The organism is Sediminitomix flava (assembly GCF_003149185.1).
Lineage (GTDB): Bacteria > Bacteroidota > Bacteroidia > Cytophagales > Flammeovirgaceae > Sediminitomix > Sediminitomix flava.
The window spans coordinates 92,561-112,939 of sequence record NZ_QGDO01000002.1 but is presented as its reverse complement, the minus strand read 5'-3'; the positions used below and the strand labels follow the sequence as shown (position 1 = coordinate 112,939).

The 20,379-nt window shown below is 34.9% G+C and carries 21 protein-coding genes; 13 read left to right on the top strand and 8 right to left on the bottom strand.

The window, feature by feature from the left end; translation table 11 throughout:
* Positions 1 to 223 precede the first annotated feature (223 nt).
* Entirely contained in the window at positions 224 to 421 is a 198-nt protein-coding gene (locus tag BC781_RS07805; protein ID WP_109616682.1) for a hypothetical protein, read from the bottom strand.
* A gap of 286 nt (positions 422 to 707) precedes the next feature.
* On the bottom strand, positions 708 to 1,370 hold the full coding sequence (locus BC781_RS07800) for an aspartate kinase (RefSeq protein WP_109616681.1): 663 nt from the start codon (positions 1,368 to 1,370) through the stop codon (positions 708 to 710).
* Positions 1,371 to 1,545: 175 nt separating this feature from the next.
* Here BC781_RS07800 and dapA point away from each other — a divergent pair, with 175 nt between their 5' ends.
* A complete protein-coding gene (gene dapA / locus BC781_RS07795) occupies positions 1,546 to 2,481 on the top strand; it encodes a 4-hydroxy-tetrahydrodipicolinate synthase (protein ID WP_109617958.1) in 936 nt (311 codons plus the stop codon).
* A 142-nt stretch (positions 2,482 to 2,623) separates the two neighbouring features.
* Here the strand turns inward: dapA and guaB are convergent, their stop codons facing one another.
* The 5 genes from guaB to BC781_RS07770 form a co-directional block, all read right to left on the bottom strand.
* On the bottom strand, positions 2,624 to 4,096 hold the full coding sequence (guaB, locus tag BC781_RS07790; protein WP_109616680.1) for an IMP dehydrogenase: 1,473 nt from the start codon (positions 4,094 to 4,096) through the stop codon (positions 2,624 to 2,626).
* Between the two features lie 153 nt (positions 4,097 to 4,249).
* Complete coding sequence (locus BC781_RS07785) at positions 4,250 to 5,536, bottom strand: lysophospholipid acyltransferase family protein (RefSeq protein WP_109616679.1); 1,287 nt, start codon at positions 5,534 to 5,536, stop codon at positions 4,250 to 4,252.
* The gene (locus BC781_RS07780) at positions 5,533 to 6,504 is read right to left on the bottom strand and encodes a bile acid:sodium symporter family protein (protein ID WP_109616678.1); all 972 of its coding nucleotides are present in this window, start codon (positions 6,502 to 6,504) and stop codon (positions 5,533 to 5,535) included. Before BC781_RS07780 ends, BC781_RS07785 begins: the two co-directional genes overlap by 4 nt.
* 200 nt (positions 6,505 to 6,704) lie before the next feature.
* The gene (locus BC781_RS07775; protein ID WP_109616677.1) at positions 6,705 to 7,322 is read right to left on the bottom strand and encodes a 3'-5' exonuclease; all 618 of its coding nucleotides are present in this window, start codon (positions 7,320 to 7,322) and stop codon (positions 6,705 to 6,707) included.
* 17 nt (positions 7,323 to 7,339) lie between these two features.
* A complete protein-coding gene (locus BC781_RS07770; RefSeq protein WP_109616676.1) occupies positions 7,340 to 9,025 on the bottom strand; it encodes an OstA-like protein in 1,686 nt (561 codons plus the stop codon).
* Between the two features lie 156 nt (positions 9,026 to 9,181).
* Here BC781_RS07770 and tilS point away from each other — a divergent pair, with 156 nt between their 5' ends.
* The 12 genes from tilS (at position 9,182) to BC781_RS07710 (ending at position 19,580) form a co-directional block, all read left to right on the top strand.
* A complete protein-coding gene (gene tilS / locus BC781_RS07765; protein WP_109616675.1) occupies positions 9,182 to 10,516 on the top strand; it encodes a tRNA lysidine(34) synthetase TilS in 1,335 nt (444 codons plus the stop codon).
* Between the two features lie 15 nt (positions 10,517 to 10,531).
* On the top strand, positions 10,532 to 11,059 hold the full coding sequence (locus BC781_RS07760) for a cyclic nucleotide-binding domain-containing protein (protein ID WP_109616674.1): 528 nt from the start codon (positions 10,532 to 10,534) through the stop codon (positions 11,057 to 11,059).
* Between the two features lie 297 nt (positions 11,060 to 11,356).
* A complete protein-coding gene (locus tag BC781_RS07755) occupies positions 11,357 to 12,364 on the top strand; it encodes a COX15/CtaA family protein (RefSeq protein WP_109616673.1) in 1,008 nt (335 codons plus the stop codon).
* 117 nt (positions 12,365 to 12,481) lie between these two features.
* Positions 12,482 to 13,402 carry a heme o synthase gene (cyoE, locus tag BC781_RS07750; RefSeq protein WP_109616672.1) on the top strand — a complete coding sequence of 307 codons (921 nt, stop codon included), beginning with the start codon at positions 12,482 to 12,484 and terminating at the stop codon, positions 13,400 to 13,402.
* A gap of 17 nt (positions 13,403 to 13,419) precedes the next feature.
* Positions 13,420 to 14,010: a cytochrome c oxidase subunit 3 gene (locus BC781_RS07745; protein ID WP_109616671.1), complete on the top strand. Its 591-nt coding sequence runs from the start codon at positions 13,420 to 13,422 to the stop codon at positions 14,008 to 14,010.
* A 153-nt stretch (positions 14,011 to 14,163) separates the two neighbouring features.
* Entirely contained in the window at positions 14,164 to 14,919 is a 756-nt protein-coding gene (locus tag BC781_RS07740; RefSeq protein ID WP_109616670.1) for a cytochrome c oxidase subunit 3, read from the top strand.
* Between the two features lie 22 nt (positions 14,920 to 14,941).
* Positions 14,942 to 15,286: a cytochrome C oxidase subunit IV family protein gene (locus BC781_RS07735; RefSeq protein WP_109616669.1), complete on the top strand. Its 345-nt coding sequence runs from the start codon at positions 14,942 to 14,944 to the stop codon at positions 15,284 to 15,286.
* A 163-nt stretch (positions 15,287 to 15,449) separates the two neighbouring features.
* On the top strand, positions 15,450 to 16,112 hold the full coding sequence (locus tag BC781_RS07730) for an SCO family protein (protein WP_245935595.1): 663 nt from the start codon (positions 15,450 to 15,452) through the stop codon (positions 16,110 to 16,112).
* Between the two features lie 11 nt (positions 16,113 to 16,123).
* Positions 16,124 to 16,708 carry a DUF420 domain-containing protein gene (locus BC781_RS07725; RefSeq protein WP_109616668.1) on the top strand — a complete coding sequence of 195 codons (585 nt, stop codon included), beginning with the start codon at positions 16,124 to 16,126 and terminating at the stop codon, positions 16,706 to 16,708.
* A gap of 13 nt (positions 16,709 to 16,721) precedes the next feature.
* Positions 16,722 to 16,997: a hypothetical protein gene (locus BC781_RS07720; protein ID WP_109616667.1), complete on the top strand. Its 276-nt coding sequence runs from the start codon at positions 16,722 to 16,724 to the stop codon at positions 16,995 to 16,997.
* Positions 16,998 to 17,169: 172 nt separating this feature from the next.
* Positions 17,170 to 17,391, top strand: a complete 222-nt coding sequence (locus tag BC781_RS07715; RefSeq protein WP_109616666.1) for a heavy-metal-associated domain-containing protein — start codon at positions 17,170 to 17,172, stop codon at positions 17,389 to 17,391.
* A 23-nt stretch (positions 17,392 to 17,414) separates the two neighbouring features.
* Entirely contained in the window at positions 17,415 to 19,580 is a 2,166-nt protein-coding gene (locus BC781_RS07710; protein WP_109616665.1) for a heavy metal translocating P-type ATPase, read from the top strand.
* Here BC781_RS07710 and porG read toward each other — a convergent pair.
* Positions 19,577 to 20,305 (bottom strand): type IX secretion system protein PorG, encoded by a 729-nt coding sequence (gene porG, locus BC781_RS07705; protein ID WP_109616664.1) that lies wholly within the window; start codon positions 20,303 to 20,305, stop codon positions 19,577 to 19,579. The genes BC781_RS07710 and porG overlap by 4 nt on opposite strands.
* Positions 20,306 to 20,379: the final 74 nt, after the last annotated feature.

Here is a 20,379-nt window from a genome sequence, read left to right as displayed (position 1 = left end):
TAATACTCACTGAAAAGTATAACAGATGTCTTTTTTCAAGTGAAATTCAAAATAAATTAGGGTAGAAGTAAAATGTGACTCTAGTGAAGAATCAAGCATTGTTCGAGAGGAGCTTGGTTTTGGATTTATAGAAAAAGTCTCAGTGATCTTTTAATAAAAATACACTGAGACTTTTAGTGGTTAGAAAGTTTGATAGTAAGGATTATGTTTTAAAAGAGTTGAATTAATATCCCCTCTTTTTCTTTGCTATCTTCTTCTTTTTTACGAGTAGTTTTGAGTGCTTTTTCATCGCTCGATCTCTAGTATTGATATCATAAAACTCTTTACCTGGTTTTGTAATCGTACATGATGAAAGAAATAAAGAGAAAATAAGGAAAAAAGCTGTTACGGTAAATTTCGAAATAGGTCTTAGAGAATTCATAATTTAATTGGTCTAATTGGTATAGTTTTATACTTTGTTATTATGCAAAAACCATGATCATTTTGACCAATTCTCCTAATAAATAGGATTATTTGTATGTATTAACAGTGTGTGCGTTGATCTACGATTAAAATAAAATTTGGAATATTCTAAATGAGTGAATAATGTTATGGGTATGTTTCACTCTTCTTTAATGAATGAGGATATTTAGTTAAAAAACAGAATTTTATTTCATTTAAAATAAATTGTTAATAGGCTACAAATAATCTGTAGCCTAAGCTATTTTTTATTGCTGAGTCATATTATGAAGTAAACTAAAAGTTCTGTTTACATCTTTCTGATCTATGATTAGCGTGAACTCATTTGTTGTCGATACAACTTCAGAAATGTTTATTCCTTCCCAAGCAATCTTCTTTAAGATATAGTAATAAATACCCGGTACAGTAATGTTATCTGCAGGCAAGCGCATGGTTATCGCTCCTAGCTTTTCTGTTTTATGGAGGAGTTCTTCACTTCCAAAAATATTTTCAACAATATCTTCTATCTTTTTAGAGCTAACTATATTCGTTTCATAAACTCCTTTAGATGAAGCATGGAAAATATCCTTCATATTTTCAATCTCACGAAGTAGCTTTTGCTGTTTCTGTATAAGTGTTACAGAATTTTTAAAAGTAAAGTCAATGAGGTCTGAACGGACAATAATTTCTCCCATCTTATTTACATAAGATAAAACCTCATCTTGTATATTAAGGCGATTGAGTTTTGGCTTAAGTCGTTTTAGAGCCATCACAATTGCACCAACTTGAATATCCTTATGTAATTCTTCTTCAATTTCATCTTTTATTTTACGAGCAAGGGCTGTATAGTTGATGATATCATCAGTTATAGCCTCTAGCAAATAAGGGGATTGATGAATGTAATTTTCGACTGCTTCTGAGACTGTTATCATTTTATTTGATTATAGCGTTATAATTATTCTTACTTTTGTATTACTACGTATAAACAAATATAAGTTATAAATATAACAAAATGTTGTATTTGTGTTTTCTTTCTCTGAAAACTTGAAGAGGAAGACTGATTCAAATACTTTTACCACAGTAATACAAGAGATAAACAATTATAAAATGAGAACATTTACAGGAACTGCCGCTGCTTTAGTAACACCTTTTACAGAGAATGGTCAAGTTGACTTTGATGCATTGGGTGGCTTATTAGAACATACATCTTCTCACTTAGACTTTCTAGTAGTTAGTGGAACTACTGCTGAAAGTGCTACTCTTTCATTTGAGGAGAAACAAGCAGTTCTTAAATATGTTGTCAATAACAATCCTCATAACAGACCAATCATGTTTGGGGTAGGAGGTAATGATACCAATTCTGTTATCGAAAGAATTGAAAAATTTGACCTAGAAGGAGTTGATGGTATCTTATCTGTTTGTCCGTATTATGTGAGACCTACTCAAGAAGGAATTAAAGCACATTATAGAGCTATTGCAGATGCTTCAGAACTTCCGATTATGTTGTACAATGTACCTAGCCGTACAGGTGTGAATATGGAAGCTGAAACTGTTATTGATCTATCTTCTCATCCAAATATTATAGGAATTAAAGATGCAGCAGGTGATCTTACCCAAGCAATGCGAATTATTCATGGTACACATGAGAGCTTTATTTTCCTTTCGGGTGAAGATACGCTTACAGTTCCAATTATCTCAGTAGGTGGTGATGGTGTGATCTCTGTAATCGGAAATGTAATGCCAGAACAATACTCTAGAGTTATTAATAGTGCATTGGAAGGTAGGTATAAAGAAGCTTCAGCTTCTATGTATCCACTGTTAGATTTCAATGAAGCATTATTTGCTGAAGGTAACCCTGTAGGAGTTAAAACAGCTTTAGCTAACATTGGACTTTGTCGTAAAGATGTGAGATTACCATTGGTAGCAGGTTCAGAAACTTTACAGAACAGACTGAATTCATTGTATGAAGATGCTGTAAAAAACTTTGAAATCGGGCAAGTTGCAAGACAAGCTACAGAAGCTAAAAAGAACTTAGCGATATAGATATAAAGAATTGATTGTAAATGAATAAGGCTACCAAAATGGTAGCCTTATCTTTTTAAAGAGTATATGCAATGTTGTGATCCTTTATTGTACTATACTGATTATAAAATATTAGGTTACAAATAGAGCTTTTTTTAACAAATTATCTTTTGGCAGAATAATTTGGCGCTTCTCGAGTAATCATGATATCATGCGGGTGAGACTCCTTCACTCCAGCAGATGTTATTTTCACAAACTTAGCTTGTTGCAAATCTTTAATTGTTCTCGAACCGCAATAGCCCATCCCTGCTTTTAGTCCTCCAGTAAGCTGATAGATAACTTCATGTACTTTTCCTTTGTAAGGAACTCTTCCCGAAATCCCTTCTGGAACAAGCTTTTTTATATCATCTTCTACATCTTGAAAGTATCGATCTTTAGAGCCTTTATCCATTGCTTCTAAAGAGCCCATTCCTCGGTAACTTTTGAATTTTCTTCCTTCATAAATAATTACTTCTCCTGGGGCTTCTTCTGTGCCTGCTAAAATAGATCCGATCATTACTGTATTTGCACCACCCGCAATTGCTTTTACAGCGTCTCCAGAGAAACGAATACCTCCATCTGCTATAAATGGTATTTTTGAGCCTTTTAATCCTTTAGCAGTTTCAAATACAGCTGATAATTGAGGGACGCCAACTCCAGCAATCACCCTTGTTGTACAAATTGAGCCAGGCCCAACACCAACTTTTACAGCATCAGCACCTGCTTTTGCTAAGGCTTTGGCTGCTTCAGAAGTAGCTATGTTTCCAACAATCGTATCTAGCTCTGGATATTTCTTCTTCACTTTTTTGAGTGTATCAATAACTCCCTTTGAATGTCCATGGGCAGTATCTATTGTGATTACATCAACACCAGCAGCTTTTAATTCATCAATCCGATCTATGACATCATAAGTAACTCCTACCGCAGCTCCGACCCTTAATCTCCCATATTCATCTTTACAAGCATTCGGACGGTTCTGATTCTTTAAGATATCTTTATATGTAATTAGACCAATAAGTTTATTGTCTTTACTAACGATTGGGAGCTTTTCAATTTTATGTTCTTTCAGTATTCCTTCAGCTACTTCAAGTGTAATTCCATCGTCAGCAGTGATCAGTTGCTCTTTAGTCATCACATCTTTTATCTTTAAATCAAGATCGTGCTGAAAACGCATATCTCTATTTGTCAATATTCCCACTAAAAGTCCTTTTTTATTTACAATAGGAATACCTCCAATATTGAATTCTTGCATAAGATGATTGGCTTCAGCAAGTGATTTATTCGGAGATAAAGTAATCGGGTCTAAGATCATCCCACTTTGAGAGCGTTTCACTTTTCTTACCTGTTTGGCTTGCTCAGCAATACTCATATTTTTATGAATGAAACCAATTCCTCCTTCATTGGCCATTGCAATAGCAAGTTCTGCTTCCGTAACAGTGTCCATTGCTGCTGAAATAAATGGGATATTCAGTTTTATATTTTGGGTAAGTAGACTACTTGTATCTGTCTCTCTTGGTAAGATACCAGAGAAAGCAGGTCTAAGTAAAACATCATCATAGGTGAGAGCTTCATAGAGCACTTTATCAGCTTTGTACATGGGTTTATTCTCTTGTTAAGTCTTAAAAGTAGAAGCTTTTTGATGGGGATGAAAAACTTTCGAATGCTTTTAGCAGAATTAGGTTGTCTAGGTTTTTAAAGTACAATTTGTTACAAAAAAAGGCTATCAAAATGTGATAGCCTTCTCTTTATCTTAATTAAATAAGTGATCTTCTAGTTCTTTTATTTTTTTCCAATTCGGGTTTTTACTCATCCAAATGGATTTAATTCTTAGTAGTAGATGTAGATACTTTTCTTCTAATGAAAATGTAATGATTCCACTTAGAGGAATACTGATCAAGTATGCCAGCTGAAGTGTTGAATCTGGAATAATAAACGAAACTCCTAAAAATATGAGGTAGACTATAGGCAAAACGAATACCGCTGCAGCGAGCTTAAACGTACTCGTAAACTCTTTGTCTTTGACTTTCGTATTTAACCAGTTGTGTACAAGGACTAAAGGTGAATGATGAAGATAACCCCATACCGCAATAGGAAGAGAAAGAACCGTTAGGAGAATATCTCCAAAACCAATCTTTGTATTGAACATATTCCAATGCTGAGGAATTTCTCCAAGTTTTTTGAATGAGTTTTCAATCTCTTTTACTTTTTGTTGGAGTTGATCATCTTCATTCTTTTCAAGTACTGAAGAATATCTTTCTACAGCCTCTTCAAAAGCGGCTTCACGTTGTGCTAAGTTCAGTTTATTCGGAGCATACTTTAGGTCTACTTCTAAAGATGAAACTCTGTGTACCTCTTGATTTGGAAGGTTAATGATGACTGATTTTAGTCGATCACTCAAATCGGATGTCAATTTAGTTGTAGCTTTATCAGGACTTTCTTCCCAAATATTCTCGTACTCACTAACAGATAATGGTTTTCCGTATTTGATGTAAAGCTTGGAACGAGTTTTTGTATATGAACTGTACTCTAGTCCCATTGGGATGACTTTGATATTTAGATCAAAATTATTTTCCGATTCAGCTTTAAATGCAATTCTAGCAAATCCTTTTTTTAGAGGTCTAAGCTTTCTTACAGCTGCATTATTCCCCTCGGGCATAATGACCATAGATTTACCAGCAGAAAGTACTTGACTCAAAAGCTCAAATATCTCTTCGTTTTTTTCCTTAGTATTTACCTTGTCTCTCTGACGGTAAATTGGAAGAATCTTTAATGTATTGAGTAGTTTTCTAAATAAAGGCTTTTTAAATATATCAGCTCTAGCCAAACTCACAGGTTGTCCTGGTGCTGTCAGTACAACAGCTAAAGGATCCATGAGAGCATTTTGATGGTTAGAAACGAAAATCATCGGTCCATCTTTTGGCAAATTTTCTTCTCCAATAATCTCAATCTTACGGTAGTGAACATACTTATGAATAAAATTTACATAAGCTTTGAATACCGCATACCCCCAAGAAAATTTTATAAGCTTTTCGATCATTTTGCAGTGATAAGTGATTGTAGTTTTTGATTGTTTGACCAGAACCAGGCAATTGTTAATCCTGAAATGATATGCCAAATTCCCCACCAAGCAGTAATTGTTGCCATTCCGCCAAGTGGAAGATCAGCTGGGAAAATATTAGGGTTGAATAGAAGAACAAGTCCTAGACCTGAGTTTTGAATTCCTGTTTCGATCGTGATCGTTCTACGGTCGTGTCTTGGTACTTTGAACAAAGTACTCACTGAGAATCCTGAGAACAAAGCCACAAGATTATGTAGGAGAACTAACAAGAATACATAATGAATATGATCTAAGAAATGTTGGTAGTTATTTTTGAACGCAATCAGAACAATAACAGCAAAAATTACTACTGAAAGTTGTTTGATTGGCTTAATGATTTTTTGTGTCAGCTTAGGGTATTTGTATGAAATGAACATTCCTAAAACTAATGGAATACCCAAAATGATAGCTACTGTTTGGAATACATCAAATGTACTAATTTCCAAAGGTCTTAACAGCGTATTTGCATCTTGACTTTGGATGAATTGGATATATAATTTACCCCAAAATGCAAAGTTGAAAGGAGTAAAAACTGTAGCAGTAAAAGTAGCAAATGCAGTTAAACTAACTGATAAAGCTACATTTCCTTTAGCCATATTTGACATAAAGTTTGATATATTTCCCCCAGGGCAAGAAGCTACAAGAATCATCCCCAATGCAATTGATGGAGTGATGTATTCATGCAGGGCAATGGTGATCAAAAATGTCAAAGATGGTAGCAATATAAATTGCGAAAGTATTCCTGTTAATACCGATTTTGGTCGTTTCGATAATTCTTTAAAATGCTCTGTTTTGATCTCAAGAGCTACACCAAACATGATAAATGCCAAAGCAATATTCAGTATGAATAGCGTGTCTTGAGAAAAGTTTAGTCGAATAAAATCCAACGCCTTCAATGCCTCTAACATGGTCAATTAATTTTTTGTCCTCCTAAAAAAGTTCAACAAAATAGTTATTTAATTACATTTATAAAAAGAAGAAAGTCAATATGTGCCTAGCATTCACGAAATAATAACATCTAAGGATGTAAACCAGTGAATTAAGGTCAAATGGAGCGTTTTTCAGTGTGTTAACAACTGTAATTGCTTGTGGCGCTTTATTGTGAATTTTAGAATAAAGTGTTGTCGAATTTAGGTTTTTGTGGCCTGTTACTAAATGGTGTATAACCATTACTGAAGATTTTACCCAAGTACATTCCTTCTTTAGCTACTAATTTCTGTAGGTTATCAACACCTCTTTTTTCAGCCATTCTAAGTGCCAAAACAGCACAAGCATAAGCATCACTACCAGCGTCGTGATGATTCAGCGGAATCTCTAGATGATGAGCTAAAGTATTTAACTTATGGTTTATTAAAGTAGGATAGGAGAACTTAGCCAATCTTACTGTACAAGCATAAGACATATCTGGGCTTACAATACCGTATTGTTTCATAGAAGCCCTTAGTACACTCATGTCAAATGGTGCATTGTGAGCAATCAGTAGTTGATTATTTAGGTAAGGAAGCATTGTTTCCCAATATTCAGCAAAAGTTGGTGCTTCTGCTACCATTTCTGGCTTTATGCCATGAACTGTGATATTGATCAGATCAAATTTACAGGGTTCAGGTCGAATGAGCTGACTGAAAGAATCTGTGATATTTCCATTTTCTACTCTAGTGATACCAACTGCACAAACACTGTTTCTTTGAGCGTTAGCCGTCTCAAAATCGATAGCTGTAAAATTCATCTGATCAATTAAAATAATTATCTATTATCTAGAGCTGTATTAATTTCTAAGTCTATTGGAATTGGAGCATCTAACATAGGTTTTTTCTCCTCTTGCATTGGGAATTTGATATTAATCTGCGGCTCTTTCCCTTTGTCTGTATCCAACTCTTTTCGAACACGAACTCTGTCTACAATATCCTTTTTTTCAGGGATTTCATCAAAACGGTTATCGTAACCAGGTAAGAAACGGTCTGGTTTACGAATACTACTTGGGTTTAAGAAAACCGAGTTGTGTTTTGTATTATGAGATACATACTGAAGTTTATTTTCATCATTGAAAAAAACGGACATATCAGGACAGGCACTTCTGTTCAAACCATCAAGGTTTCCTGTTTCTTGATCATAGGCATAGTAGAGGATTGTTCCATTACCTTTAATGTCAATTTTCTCCATGCGTTGCCCGTCAAGATAAGAAGTGATGACTTTACCCGAGGTTTGGTTGTAGTTACCCATCGAGTCGGCTTGAATTACAAATGCTTTTTTATTTAAAACCATCTGATCCATACCGCCATCTTTCATTCTTGTGTGAATGACTTCCGCAGTCATTTGACTTTCTTGTGCCCAAATGATAGGGTCTGTGAAGAAGTACATTAATGAATCTGTCATGTAATAAACCAAAGAATCACACTTTCCCTGCATATCTTCTGAAGTGAATTTCACTTTGTGATATGCATGCATTGTTCTTTCTTCAGCTAATGTATCTTCTTCTGAAAATAGCGTATCTGCAGCTAAATAGAACATATTATTCCAATCTCCATCAACAGGTTTACTCATCAAAGCATCTCCGTAGGCAAGAGTTTGGTTGTCTACATTTTCTAGATAATCTGCATAGATGATAACTGAATCTTTCTTACTAAAGAAAATAACATCACCATCGGCATAACTTTCAGCTGTTTCTTTATTACTTATGATATGATCTCCTGATAAGATATAATCTTCGTTTTCAATGAGAGCACTGCTTGTAAAGTTTACTTTTCCATCAGCAGCATTGTAGGTTCCTTCTGTTGCAGCAACTTTTCCATCAGGAGATAGAATGAATGTTTCTGTGTCAAAAGAGGCAAGCTCAGTTACTTTATTATAGATCAACTTTTCTGTACGAAGGTGTTCATCCTTTTCTTCATCATCCATTTCTACATCATAGTAGAATTCCATGACATCGCCTTTCAAAAAGCCTTCTCTACTTTTTAGTGTCTGATTTTTTTCAAGATCGTAAATAGTACCTCCTGTAAGGTATTTTGCAGTTTTTGTTTCTGCGTAGTAGTATAATTTATCTGTAACAAGTTTTGAGTCACCATCAAGCAAAACAACTTCATCACCTGTAATGATTACTTCGTCATCTTCTTGGTCATAATCAAGTCTGTCGCCACCAGTAATTTTAGTAGTTTTATCGATAATAATGATATTTCCCCAAGCTACAACTTCGTTTGTTTTACGGTGCTGACGAGCTCTATCACACCAAATTGTACTTGTTCCCTGTTTAATCTTTACACGTTTCCCGTTTTTGGAATTGAACAGAGTGTAAGATTCTCCGTTAATCTTAGTACCCTTTGCAGAACCTGCCGAGATTCTAGCTTTACTTCCCTTTTTCTTCTGTGCATATGTGCTAGTCACGCAGAATGAAAGCAGTAAAAAAATCAATATTTTGAGAAGTTTCTTCGTCATTTTCAAGAATTCAATTTTCCAAGGCCTAAATTTACGCCTATTTTCCAAACACCCATAAGTACTAGAATGTAAAAAAGCTTAGGGTTTATTGACAGTCCAAATGCAATAATAGGAAGTATAAGTCAGAAATCTTTTCCATATGATAATAACAAAAAGATGCTACAAGACTTTTTAACGTTTATTAATTTAAAAAAACTCTTTTCACAGGAGCATAGGCTACTTGTAGCTGTAAGTGGAGGGGTAGATTCTGTCGTATTGGTCCATTTACTACAAATGGCAAACTTCAACTTTTCGATAGCCCATTGTAATTTTTCTTTGAGAGCAGAGGAGTCTGATAAAGATGAAAAGTTTGTAGAATCTTTAGCCGAAGAATTAAATGTTCCTTTTCATTCCATTCGTTTCGATACAAATTCTTACGCAGAAAAGCATCAAAAATCGATTCAGATGGCAGCCCGTGATTTGAGGTACGATTGGTTTGATAAGTTAGTGGAAGAACATCAGTTTGATTTTCTGTTGACAGCTCACCATACATCAGATGTTCTGGAAACCATGATTTTTAATTTGACTAAAGGTACTGGAATTGAGGGGTTACATGGAATATTGCCTCAGAAAGACAAGCTGATTCGTCCACTTTTATTTACGGATAAAGATAGCTTGACCGCTTTCGCAATTCAGAATAATTGGAAATGGAGAGAAGATCAGTCGAATGCATCGAATAAATATGCTCGTAATATGATCAGAAATCAAGTGACGCCACTGCTCCAGAAAATAAACCCGACAGTCACTTTAGGAATAAAAGAAACGGCAGATAGGATTAGAGGCGTTGAGAAAATTTTCTTTAGAGAAGTTGAAAGAGTAAAGTCTCAAGGAATCAGGTGGCAAGGAGAAACGTTTTTCTTTTCTCTCAGAACTTTGGTAGACTATGATACCGAAGAACAAGAAACATTTCTCTATTATATTTTGAGAGAGTATGGTTTTAGCTATGCTCAAATAAAACAGGTGGTATCTGTTCTTGAAAAACATTCTGGTAAAGAGTTTTTTAATGAAAAGTATTCACTAGTAAAAGACCGAGACTTTTTGGTGATGACTCCAAAAGAGTTAGGGAATGATTTTGAATTGGAAATCAGTAAAGAACTACAAAATGTGAAACTTTCAGATGAGGAATTAACATTTGAAGTCTTACCAAAAGAAAGATGGAAATTAGATACATCTCCTTATATTGCGGCTTTAGACTATGATCGTCTCACTTTCCCTCTGCGAATTCGAAATTGGCAAGCTGGAGAAAAAATGAAACCTCTAGGCTTTAAGAATCGAAAGAAAGTAAGTGATGTACTTACAGATTTGAAGGTTCCGAGAAATTTAAAACAAAAAGTGAAGGTTTTGGAAAGTGGGGGAGATATTTGTTGGGTGATCGGTCACCGAATGGATGATCGTTTTAAAGTAAAAAGTGAGACCAAAACTGTTTTGCAGATTCGCTTGAAAAAGCAATAAAGATAAATCAATAAGATGCTATTCCCTTTTAAGAAAACATATTCAAAACATGAACGTCGTTTGTTCAGATTTCTTCAGAAGAACTACTTGTTCAGGAAGTTGAATGAAAATGAACTTGCGGAGTTTCTTCCATACATGTACCCGAGACATTATGAAAAGGGAGAAGTGATTTTCTTTAGAAATGACCCGAGCCAAGCATTGTATTTAGTGAACAAGGGCGTAGTAGCCCTCAATTTGGATGTTTCTGATAAGTTTGAAGAGTTGACTCGTTTGAAAACAGCAGATGCTTTCGGTGATAATGCGTTGTTGGAAGATAAAAAAAGAGTTTACAATGCTATTTGTTTTTCAGATCAATGTGAGTTGTATGTGATCCCAACAGTGAATATCTATGATATTTTTGAGCATAATGCCAAGATCAGAGCAAAGGTGATGACTTCAATGGCTGAGAATTATGATCGTTACATGAGTAATTTGTTTAGGTCATATCAAGATGCTTATGGGTTTTTCGATTTGGGAATGGCTTTCAATGCAACCAATCAGTAATTGTAGCATATTAATTTCAATATAAAATAAAGGACTCTTTTCAGTTAGATTCAGACTGAAAAGAGTTTTTTGTGCTTTATGGCACTTTATGCTTTCCAAAAACTAAAAAAGTAGTAAGAAATACACCGCTTTCGTTAAACAATTCGTCTCTTTTTCAATTCTATTTTTATCAACATTAATGAAAGCGAAAATGAGGGTTTTGAATAAAAAGGAAACTTTTGTCATTCTTTTCAATAAGTTTCCTCGCTTTTTACAATACCCTTCTCTAATTTTACAACATAACAAACATTTTCAAACATGAGAGAAGTCAATTCAGATCCAAAAGGGAGACGTTTTAGGAGAATGGCTTTAATAACATTAGGCGCAGTTTTCTTCCTGTTTTTGGTAGGGAGTATAGTTAGAACAACGGGTTCTGGTATGGGCTGTCCTGATTGGCCAAAGTGTTTTGGCGAATACATTCCACCAACAGATATTAGCCAATTACCATCCGATTATAAAACAAAGTTTGCAGTACAAGGAAAAGAGATCGCAGACTTCTCAGCATTTAAAACTTGGACAGAGTTTATTAACCGATTAGTAGGTGCTACTATCGGAATCTTAATATTCATCACACTTATTTTCTCAACTTCTTACCTCAAAAAAGATAAGGTAGTATTCTTCTTTACACTATTAGCTTTCTTTTTGATTGGATTCAATGCTTGGTTAGGTTCAGTGGTTGTGGCAAACAATCTAAAGCCTGTCATCATAAGTGGACACATGATTGGAGCAATAGGTGTAGTACTATCTTTGATCTATGCGCTTTACAGATCTTACAAACCAAATTGGAAAGCAGAGGAATTGAAAGGATACAAGAAGCTAAACTCATTCTTACTTGTAGCGGGTGTATTGTCTGCAATTCAAATTTCATTAGGTATTGAAGTTCGAGAGCTAGTAGATGTAGTAGCTGAGAATATGGGAACTGAAAACAGAAATATGTGGATAGAAGAGCTTGGTGTTCCATTCTATATTCATAGGTCTTTCAGTATTCTATTACTAATTGTAAATGTATTGTTGATCAGAGGTCTTTTTAAGAATACAAATGATCAAAGAATCTTAGTTGTCGCTAAGGCTATTGGTGTATTGCTCTTTTTAGAGATCGCGACAGGTGTTGCACTTACATATTTAGGAATGCCAAAATTTGCACAACCATTACACCTTTTGATGGCTGTAATGATTTTAAGTGCACAATTCTATATGAAACTGCTATTCAATTTCTCTCAACAGAAAGTGAGTCAAGTTTCAAATCGAGTAGCTGAAACGGTATAAGCCAATTCAACTATTCAATCAGAAGTTATTTGTTAACCAAAAGAGCTTTAATCAGTTATTTCTAATAAATGTCGATGGGAATTTGAAAGTCATAGCTGAGACTGAAAGAACATTTATATGGTAACGTTAAATGAAGAACATATTATAGAGGAGCAAATCGTAAAAGACACATCTTCATCTTCAGGTGTGTGGAAAGCGTATTGGCAAATCTTAAAATTTAGACTGACAACTACGGTAGTGTTTTCGGGTGCTTTCGGCTACTTGTTTGCCTACCAAAGTGGTGATTTTTCCTTGACAGCATTTTTAGGGCTTATCATTGGTAGTTTCTTAGTTGTATCAAGCGCGAATATCTTTAATCAAGTTTATGAGAAAGATACAGACGCTTTGATGAAGAGAACCAAAGATCGTCCGATTCCTTCAGGTAAAATGAGTGCTAATCAGGCTCGTATTTATGCTGTTTTATTATTGGTTGTGGGTTCTGCGGTGTTGTGGTTTTTGACAAACCCTCTGACTATGCAACTATCAGTATTATCGCATATCCTTTATTCATTTGTCTATACACCTATGAAAAGAGTTTCTCCTTTCTGTGTATTGATTGGTGCATTTCCGGGTGCATTACCACCTATGATCGGATGGGTAGCGTATTCAAATGAAATTACTGCTGCAGCTTGGATTCTGTTTGGCTTCCAATTTATCTGGCAGTTTCCTCATTTCTGGGCTATCGCTTGGATGGGAGATGACGATTACAAAAGAGTGGGAATTCAAATGCTTCCTTACGATGGTAAAAAAGGTTTTAATGTAGCCTTTTACATCACGATTTACACCATGGTACTTATTCCTTTGGCTATCATGCCATATACGATTGGTATCAGTGGCCCAATTTCGGCTTTAGTTGCTGCCGTTGGCGTATTCGGAATCCTTTATTTTGATATAAAGCTGATGTTGAAGCAAGGCTTCAAAGATGCTCGAAATATTATGTTGGCATCGGTATTTTACCTGCCACTCGTACAAATTATTTATGTACTTGATAAAGTATAAACAAAAAAGAAATCACAATGACAACTGATAATATGACTGCAACGACAACATCTCAAGGAGTACATCCTAAAAAGTTTGTACTATGGCTTCTTATTGTAAGTATCGTGATGCTTTTTGCCGCCTTTATTTCAGCGTATATCGTGAGACAGGCAGAAGGTGAATGGTTAGTTTTTGATTTACCAAATATATTATACGCTAGTACAGCTGTAATTGCATTGAGTAGTCTTTCCATGCAATGGAGTGTTGCACAAGCAAAGAAAAATGATGCAAAGAAAACAGCTTTAGGAGTTGGTGTTACTTTCTTACTTGGGGCATTGTTCCTTGCTCTTCAATGGATGGGTTGGACTGATCTAGTAAATATTGAAGTTCACTTCTCATTTGCCAATCCAGCAGGATCGTTTGTTTATGTTCTTACAGGCGTTCATGCTTTTCACTTGATCACTGGACTGATTTATTTGTTAATTGTCTTCTTCCAGGTAAGATCAGTAGTAAAATCTAATAATGTTAATGCCAAAAGAATCCTAAACATCGAGATGTGTGCAACTTACTGGCATTTCTTGGGTGGACTTTGGGTGCTTTTATATGTCTTTTTGTTGCTCAAACGATAATTTTTTTGGGCCAAATCGAAAAAAAGATAATAAAAGTCATTAAAAAATATTGACAATTACCTAAAAGCCTCGTTCTTTTGTAGCATTGAGATAAGCTTTTAGTTAAAACCAATAGATATCTCTAATTCTCATAACTCTAAAACTTTTTTTTATATGTCGACGGTTACTGTTGGAAAGAAGCCTAAAGTGACACATTGGGATGGTGCGGCTGAGCCATTTAAGGCAAGCTACGGAAAATTGATGATGTGGTGGTTTCTAGTATCGGATGCTTTTACGTTTTCTGCACTTTTGATTACGTACGGAATTATCCGTTATATGCATCCAGCTTATGAAGGTGCTTATTCTGCTTTTGAATTTGCGACTTCTTCACAAGACTTATACTGGCCAATTCCTGAAAAGGTATTTAACGCATTTCCATTCTTCCATGGAGTAGATATGCCATTGGTATTTGTAGGTTTAATGACCTTTATCTTGATTCTTAGTAGTGTGACTATGGTATTGGCTGTAGAGGCTGGTAACAGAAACGCTCATAAAGAAGTTGAGAAATGGATGCTTTGGACTATCGTAGGTGGTGCTACATTCTTAGGATGTCAGGCTTGGGAGTGGTCTCACTTCATTCATGGTTCTGATGCAGGTGTAATGCGTGATGGTATCCAAATTTTTGGAGCAAACCTTTTAGAAAACCAATATGGACCACAGCTTTTCGCTGATTTATTCTTCTTCATTACAGGATTCCACGGATTGCACGTTACTTCTGGTGTGATCATCAATATCATTATTTTCTATAATGTAGTAGTGGGTACTTACAAGAGAAGAGGTCATTACGAAATGGTTGAGAAAGTAGGTCTTTACTGGCACTTTGTAGACCTTGTTTGGGTATTCGTATTTACATTCTTCTACTTAGTCTAACAAAACTAACGCACCTTATATTATGGCAAATGTTGATTCTACGCTTTCAATGGAAGAGCAAAAGAAAGCAAACGTACGTAAAATTTGGAAAGTAGCTGGTTATCTAGCCGTAATCACAGCTATCGAATTCTTGTTCGCTTTTATATATCCTGATTCTTGGGATAGATTGTTCTTAAACATCACTTTTGTGATTATGACATTGGTGAAAGCTTACTATATCATGAGTGAGTTCATGCACTTAGGTCATGAAGTTAAATTCTTGCAAAGAACAGTTGTTTATCCTTTAGCATTTTTGATTTGGTTACTTGTAGCTCTTTTCTTGGAAGGTGGTGCAGTACTAAAAGCAATTGCTTCTATCTGGGGATAAGCAAATGAAAAGATAAAAAGATTAGGTTTAGTTGCATTGTCTGTAGCTAAACCTTTTTTTGTGAAAAAATACAGAATTTTAGGGAAGGTTTTCTTTTTTTTGAGTTGTATTTAAGAGAGAATTTCAAACATACTGTATAAACTGAACTGATTAAAACTGTCTTATGAAAAATAAGTGGATTTTCTTATTCATATTGCTGGGTTTACCCGCTTTGATTTTTTTATTCTTGAATCAATTTGGCGAGAGTGAATTTCGTTTACAGAATCCTGCTGAGTTGCAGGTTTACAAAATGAAAAGCGTGAATTGTGAGCCAAATGAGATTGATGGAGTTCCAAGAATTCCTAATTACAAATTGATCAATCAAGAAGGAGATACTGTTACCCAAGCTATCACTGAAGGGAAAATCTATGTGGCAGATTTCTTTTTCGCAAACTGTCCAGACATTTGTATTGCTATGTCGTCTGAGATGTTGCGAATTCAGGATAAATTCAAAAATAACCCTGATGTCAAAATTATTTCACATACAGTAGACCCTAAACGAGATACACCAGAAGCGATGAAAGCTTATGCTGAACGTATAGGAGCTGATACCGATATGTGGACTTTCCTGACCGGAACAAAAGAAGACCTTTATGATTTGGCAAGCTGTGGATATTTCATCTCAGCACAGAATGTCAAAGAAGACCCAAATGCATTTATTCATAAAGACACCTTTGTCTTGGTGGATAAAGAGAAGAGAATAAGAGGTATTTATAGCGGAACAGATAGAGAGGATGTAGACCGCTTAATTAATGAGATTCAAATTCTGATGTTAGAATACAAATAATTAACAAGACGATGAGTACGATAAACGCAACACAGGAAAAGAAATACCTTTGGATTATCGGAGTTCTTTCGGTAGCAATTCCACTGGCTGTAGCATTTCTATTATTTATACCTCAAACAGGTAAATTAGGAGATTTGGATGTGTCTTTTCTACCAAGACTGAATGCAATGATGAACACAGGTTGTGCGATCTCATTGATGGTAGGTTTTTGGGCGATAAAGACAGGGAAGCAAGATTTGCACAGAATCATGATGATGTCGGCTTTTGTCCTTAGTTCAATTTTCTTGATATCTTATGTTGTATTTCACTTTCAAGGAGCTCCTACATTATTTGGTGACATTGACCATAATGGTGTAGTTACAGATGCTGAAAAGGCTCAAGTAGGAACGATGAGAGTAGTTTATTTAGTAATTCTTCTATCACATATTCTGCTTTCTACAGTTGTAGTGCCATTAGTTCTTTTAGCTATATATTTCGCTTTCACTAATCAATTAAAAAGACATACCAAAATAGTAAAGTGGACTTTTCCAATTTGGTTATATGTTGCTATTACAGGGGTGGTTGTTTACTTGATGATTAGTCCTTATTACCATTAAGCCCAAGTTTACTATGAAAACATTATACAGATTAATCGCATTAACTATTTTATTTCTCTTTGGGCAAGCTCAGACTTTTGCACAATGTGCAATGTGTAGAGCAACAGTAGAAACTAATTTAAGCTCAGGAGAAAGCTCTGTAGGTGCAGGATTAAATACTGGTATTCTTTATCTAATGATGATGCCTTACATTTTGATTGCTACCATCGCATGGTTTTGGTATAAGAGCTACCAAAAAAATAAGAAGCGTACATCTCAAATTAATGATATGCTAAATCCTTCCGTATAACTCAGAGAATACATCAAACATATAATTGGCTTTCAGTCTTAGTGACTGGAAGCCTTTTTTATTTCGATTCTAGATCAAAATCTTATACCTCAAAGTGTAAATTCTATAATTGAAGTATGTCAAAATATCCTCAACTTTGTAGCATTATAGATATTATTAAAATGAATTTGATATGAAAACATACCAATTTAAGACGAATATTAACTGTGGAAACTGTATTAAGAAAGTTAGTCCATTCCTAAATGAAGAGTTTAGTATAGTAGAATGGAAAGTAAATACAGACGTTGACGATAAATTATTAGATGTAACTGTAGAAGATGATCTAAATATAGAAGGTGTACTTTCTATATTGGAAAATGCAGGATTCAAAGCCTCTTTTGTGGCAGAACTCTAAGCTGTAATAACTCTAAACCGAGAATGAAAAAGATGACTAAACAAACGATTTCAGTTAGCGGAATGACTTGTGCAGCTTGCGCTAATACGATTGAGAAGAATTTGAAAAAGGAGTTAGGAGTAAAAAGTGTACAGGCAAGTTTTGCTACTGATTCAGTTTATGTTGAGTTTGATGAAAATATCTTTCCTGTAGAGAAAATAGAACGCAGCATTCAAGGTTTAGGTTATGTAATTGGGGAGGGGAAAAAAAATACAAAAAAAGATCAGATTTTATCTGATGAGATGGTACTCATACTTTCACTTTTCTCCTCTCTTCTTATGATGTTTATCAGTATGGGGCCAATTTCTATTCCCCATAAAGAATATATTTTACTTGTTATGAGTGCTCCAATTGTATTTGGAGCCGGTAGAGGATTTTTTAGCAGAGCAATAAAGCAAGCCAAGAACTTAAGTACCAATATGGATACTTTAGTCGCTTTAGGTGCTTTCACTGCATTTTTCTACAGTCTTTTACTGACAGTTTTCCCGACCTACTTTCAAGAGGTAAATAATGGCTATTATTACGAAGCCTCAGCAATGATCATCAGTTTGATCTTAGTTGGAAAGTATTTAGAAAAACGAGCAAAGACGAAAACTTCAAATGCTATCCAGAAATTACTTCAACTCAACCCTAGTACAACAACTGTAATACTAAATGGAGAAGAAGTTGAAATGGCGATTGAAGATATTCAGAAAGGATACAGAATACAGATTAGACCTGGTGAGAAGATTCCTGTTGATGGGAGAGTGGTCAGAGGAGAAAGTACAATTGATGAAAGTATGCTTACAGGTGAGCCTGTGCCTGTTTATAAAGAACGAGGAGAGGTTCTGTTTGCAGGTACCTTAAATCAAGAAGGAGCCTTTATGATGATTGCTGATAAAGTTGGTAAAGATACTTTTCTATCTAGTATTATCGAAATGGTGAAAAATGCACAAGGAAGTAAAGCTCCTATTCAAAAATTAGCTGATAGAATATCGAGTGTTTTTGTACCAACTGTAATTAGTCTTGCCACATTAGCATTTGTAATCTGGTTCTTCATCATGGGAGAAAGCTTTGCTTTTGCGCTCTCAACATTTGTGACAACTTTGATTATATCATGTCCATGTGCTTTAGGGTTAGCAACTCCTACAGCTGTTTCTGTGGGGATTGGTTTAGGTGCTGAAAACGGAATTCTTTTTAAGGATGCAGAAAGTCTTCAGAAATTAAGAGAAGTCGATTCGATTGTTTTTGACAAAACAGGGACTTTGACAAAAGGTGTTCCAGTTGTTAAAAGTATTGATTGGGAATCCAATATTAAGTCTGATGATATTTCAACTCTATTAGATGTTATTTTTAGTATTGAAAAGCAATCTGAACATCCTTACGGAAAGGCCATTGTTTCTTTTTTGGAAGGGAAATCTAATGAACTAATATTAGATCAGTTTAAAGTAGTAGTAGGGAAAGGCGTTAAGGCTGAGTATAAAGGTGATTATTATCTAATCGGGAATAAGCGTTTATTTGAAGAATATAGAATCTCATATGCTAATTATGATAGTGCCTCTATTTTTATAGCTAAGAATGATCATATTATAGGTACTGTAAGTGTTGAAGATGAAATTAGGCAGGAGAGTAAAGTTCTAGTGTCAGAATTAAAAAGCTTAGATAAAGCTCAATGGATGCTGACAGGGGATAGTCGTCAAAATGCTGAAATTATTGCAAATAAAATTGGTCTCGATCAGATTGTAGCAGAAGTGCTACCACAGGAAAAACTTTCTTTTATAGAGAAATTGCAAGAACAAAAAAAAGTTGTTGCTATGGTGGGGGATGGTTTAAATGATGCACCGTCTTTAGCTCAAGCAGATGTCGGAATATCTCTTTCTTCAGGAACTGATATTGCTATTGAAACTGCATCAATTTCAATGATGCACGGTGATATTTCAAAATTACCTTATGCTTTCAGAATCTCGGAGGAAAGTATGAGTACTGTAAAACAAAACCTCTTTTTTGCCTTTTTGTATAATAGCATTGCAATTCCAATAGCAATGGGCTTATTATATCTCCCAATTGGTTATATCATAAGCCCAATGATTGGCGCTTTAGCAATGTCTCTTAGTTCAATCTCAGTTGTAAGTAATAGTTTGAGGTTTAAATATAAATTAAAACAAAACTAGAATACTTTTAGCGTAGGAGATGGGCAGATGACCTCATAGAAATGGTAAGAAAAATAGAAACCTAAATACATGTTCTTATCATTTCTATTAGATTGGAAGTTTAATAAAGGAGTATCGGGTGTTGAAGAACCATTGATTCCATCACTTCTATCACTCATAATTAGATGAGTCATGATTTCTACACCAAAATCCCAATGAGTGTTCAGTTTTCGTTTTACTCCAAAACCTAATGGGATATAAGGAACAAAAGCATTTCCTTCAAAAGGTACATCTCCCGTGGCGCTGCTTTGATTTAAAGGCCAAACATAACTAAAACCCAAACCTAGAAAAGCATAGGGTGTCGTCATATCTCTTTTTTTTCGAGTAGTTCTAAAGGGTAGGAAATGATATTCTATAGCGGAGCTTAAGTCAATAGAAAGGTTATCGAAAGACGCTTGACGAATTTGACTTATAGGATCATCAATTCCTGATTCATCTCCATGAATCCAATTGATACCAAATGTATTTCTGAGATTGGTGTATTTGTTCAAATAATACCTTCCATAGAAAGTACCACCAAATCGAGTATTACCAAAGTCAAAGGTTGGGGCAAGGTCTCCTGTGTAGTTTGTAGCGCCTAGTCCTCCTCCTACTTCCCATCTATTTTGAGCATTTGAATGATAAAAGCTACTGCAAAGTAATATTACAGTTAAAATAGAAGTATATCTTAATAGTTTGATAGACATGTAAAAAAGATAGTTTAGATAAAGTAGAAAGCTATCATAGGCATCTGTAAGTATTAAACAAGATATTTAAGGTG

Bases quoted from the DNA above. Each gene is read 5' to 3' on its own strand.
- BC781_RS07755 (WP_109616673.1), top strand. From the start codon at position 11,357: ATGAGAGAAGTCAATTCAGATCCAAAAGGGAGACGTTTTAGGAGAATG.
- BC781_RS07725 (WP_109616668.1), top strand. From the start codon at position 16,124: ATGAGTACGATAAACGCAACACAGGAAAAGAAATACCTTTGGATTATC.
- BC781_RS07710 (WP_109616665.1), top strand. From the start codon at position 17,415: ATGAAAAAGATGACTAAACAAACGATTTCAGTTAGCGGAATGACTTGT.
- BC781_RS07740 (WP_109616670.1), top strand. From the start codon at position 14,164: ATGTCGACGGTTACTGTTGGAAAGAAGCCTAAAGTGACACATTGGGAT.
- BC781_RS07775 (WP_109616677.1), bottom strand. From the start codon at position 7,322: ATGAATTTTACAGCTATCGATTTTGAGACGGCTAACGCTCAAAGAAAC.
- porG (WP_109616664.1), bottom strand. From the start codon at position 20,305: ATGTCTATCAAACTATTAAGATATACTTCTATTTTAACTGTAATATTA.
- BC781_RS07780 (WP_109616678.1), bottom strand. From the start codon at position 6,504: ATGTTAGAGGCATTGAAGGCGTTGGATTTTATTCGACTAAACTTTTCT.
- BC781_RS07730 (WP_245935595.1), top strand. From the start codon at position 15,450: ATGAAAAATAAGTGGATTTTCTTATTCATATTGCTGGGTTTACCCGCT.
- BC781_RS07745 (WP_109616671.1), top strand. From the start codon at position 13,420: ATGACAACTGATAATATGACTGCAACGACAACATCTCAAGGAGTACAT.
- dapA (WP_109617958.1), top strand. From the start codon at position 1,546: ATGAGAACATTTACAGGAACTGCCGCTGCTTTAGTAACACCTTTTACA.
- BC781_RS07760 (WP_109616674.1), top strand. From the start codon at position 10,532: ATGCTATTCCCTTTTAAGAAAACATATTCAAAACATGAACGTCGTTTG.
- BC781_RS07800 (WP_109616681.1), bottom strand. From the start codon at position 1,370: ATGATAACAGTCTCAGAAGCAGTCGAAAATTACATTCATCAATCCCCT.
- BC781_RS07785 (WP_109616679.1), bottom strand. From the start codon at position 5,536: ATGATCGAAAAGCTTATAAAATTTTCTTGGGGGTATGCGGTATTCAAA.
- BC781_RS07770 (WP_109616676.1), bottom strand. From the start codon at position 9,025: ATGACGAAGAAACTTCTCAAAATATTGATTTTTTTACTGCTTTCATTC.
- BC781_RS07735 (WP_109616669.1), top strand. From the start codon at position 14,942: ATGGCAAATGTTGATTCTACGCTTTCAATGGAAGAGCAAAAGAAAGCA.
- cyoE (WP_109616672.1), top strand. From the start codon at position 12,482: ATGGTAACGTTAAATGAAGAACATATTATAGAGGAGCAAATCGTAAAA.
- tilS (WP_109616675.1), top strand. From the start codon at position 9,182: ATGCTACAAGACTTTTTAACGTTTATTAATTTAAAAAAACTCTTTTCA.
- BC781_RS07805 (WP_109616682.1), bottom strand. From the start codon at position 421: ATGAATTCTCTAAGACCTATTTCGAAATTTACCGTAACAGCTTTTTTC.
- guaB (WP_109616680.1), bottom strand. From the start codon at position 4,096: ATGTACAAAGCTGATAAAGTGCTCTATGAAGCTCTCACCTATGATGAT.
- BC781_RS07720 (WP_109616667.1), top strand. From the start codon at position 16,722: ATGAAAACATTATACAGATTAATCGCATTAACTATTTTATTTCTCTTT.
- BC781_RS07715 (WP_109616666.1), top strand. From the start codon at position 17,170: ATGAAAACATACCAATTTAAGACGAATATTAACTGTGGAAACTGTATT.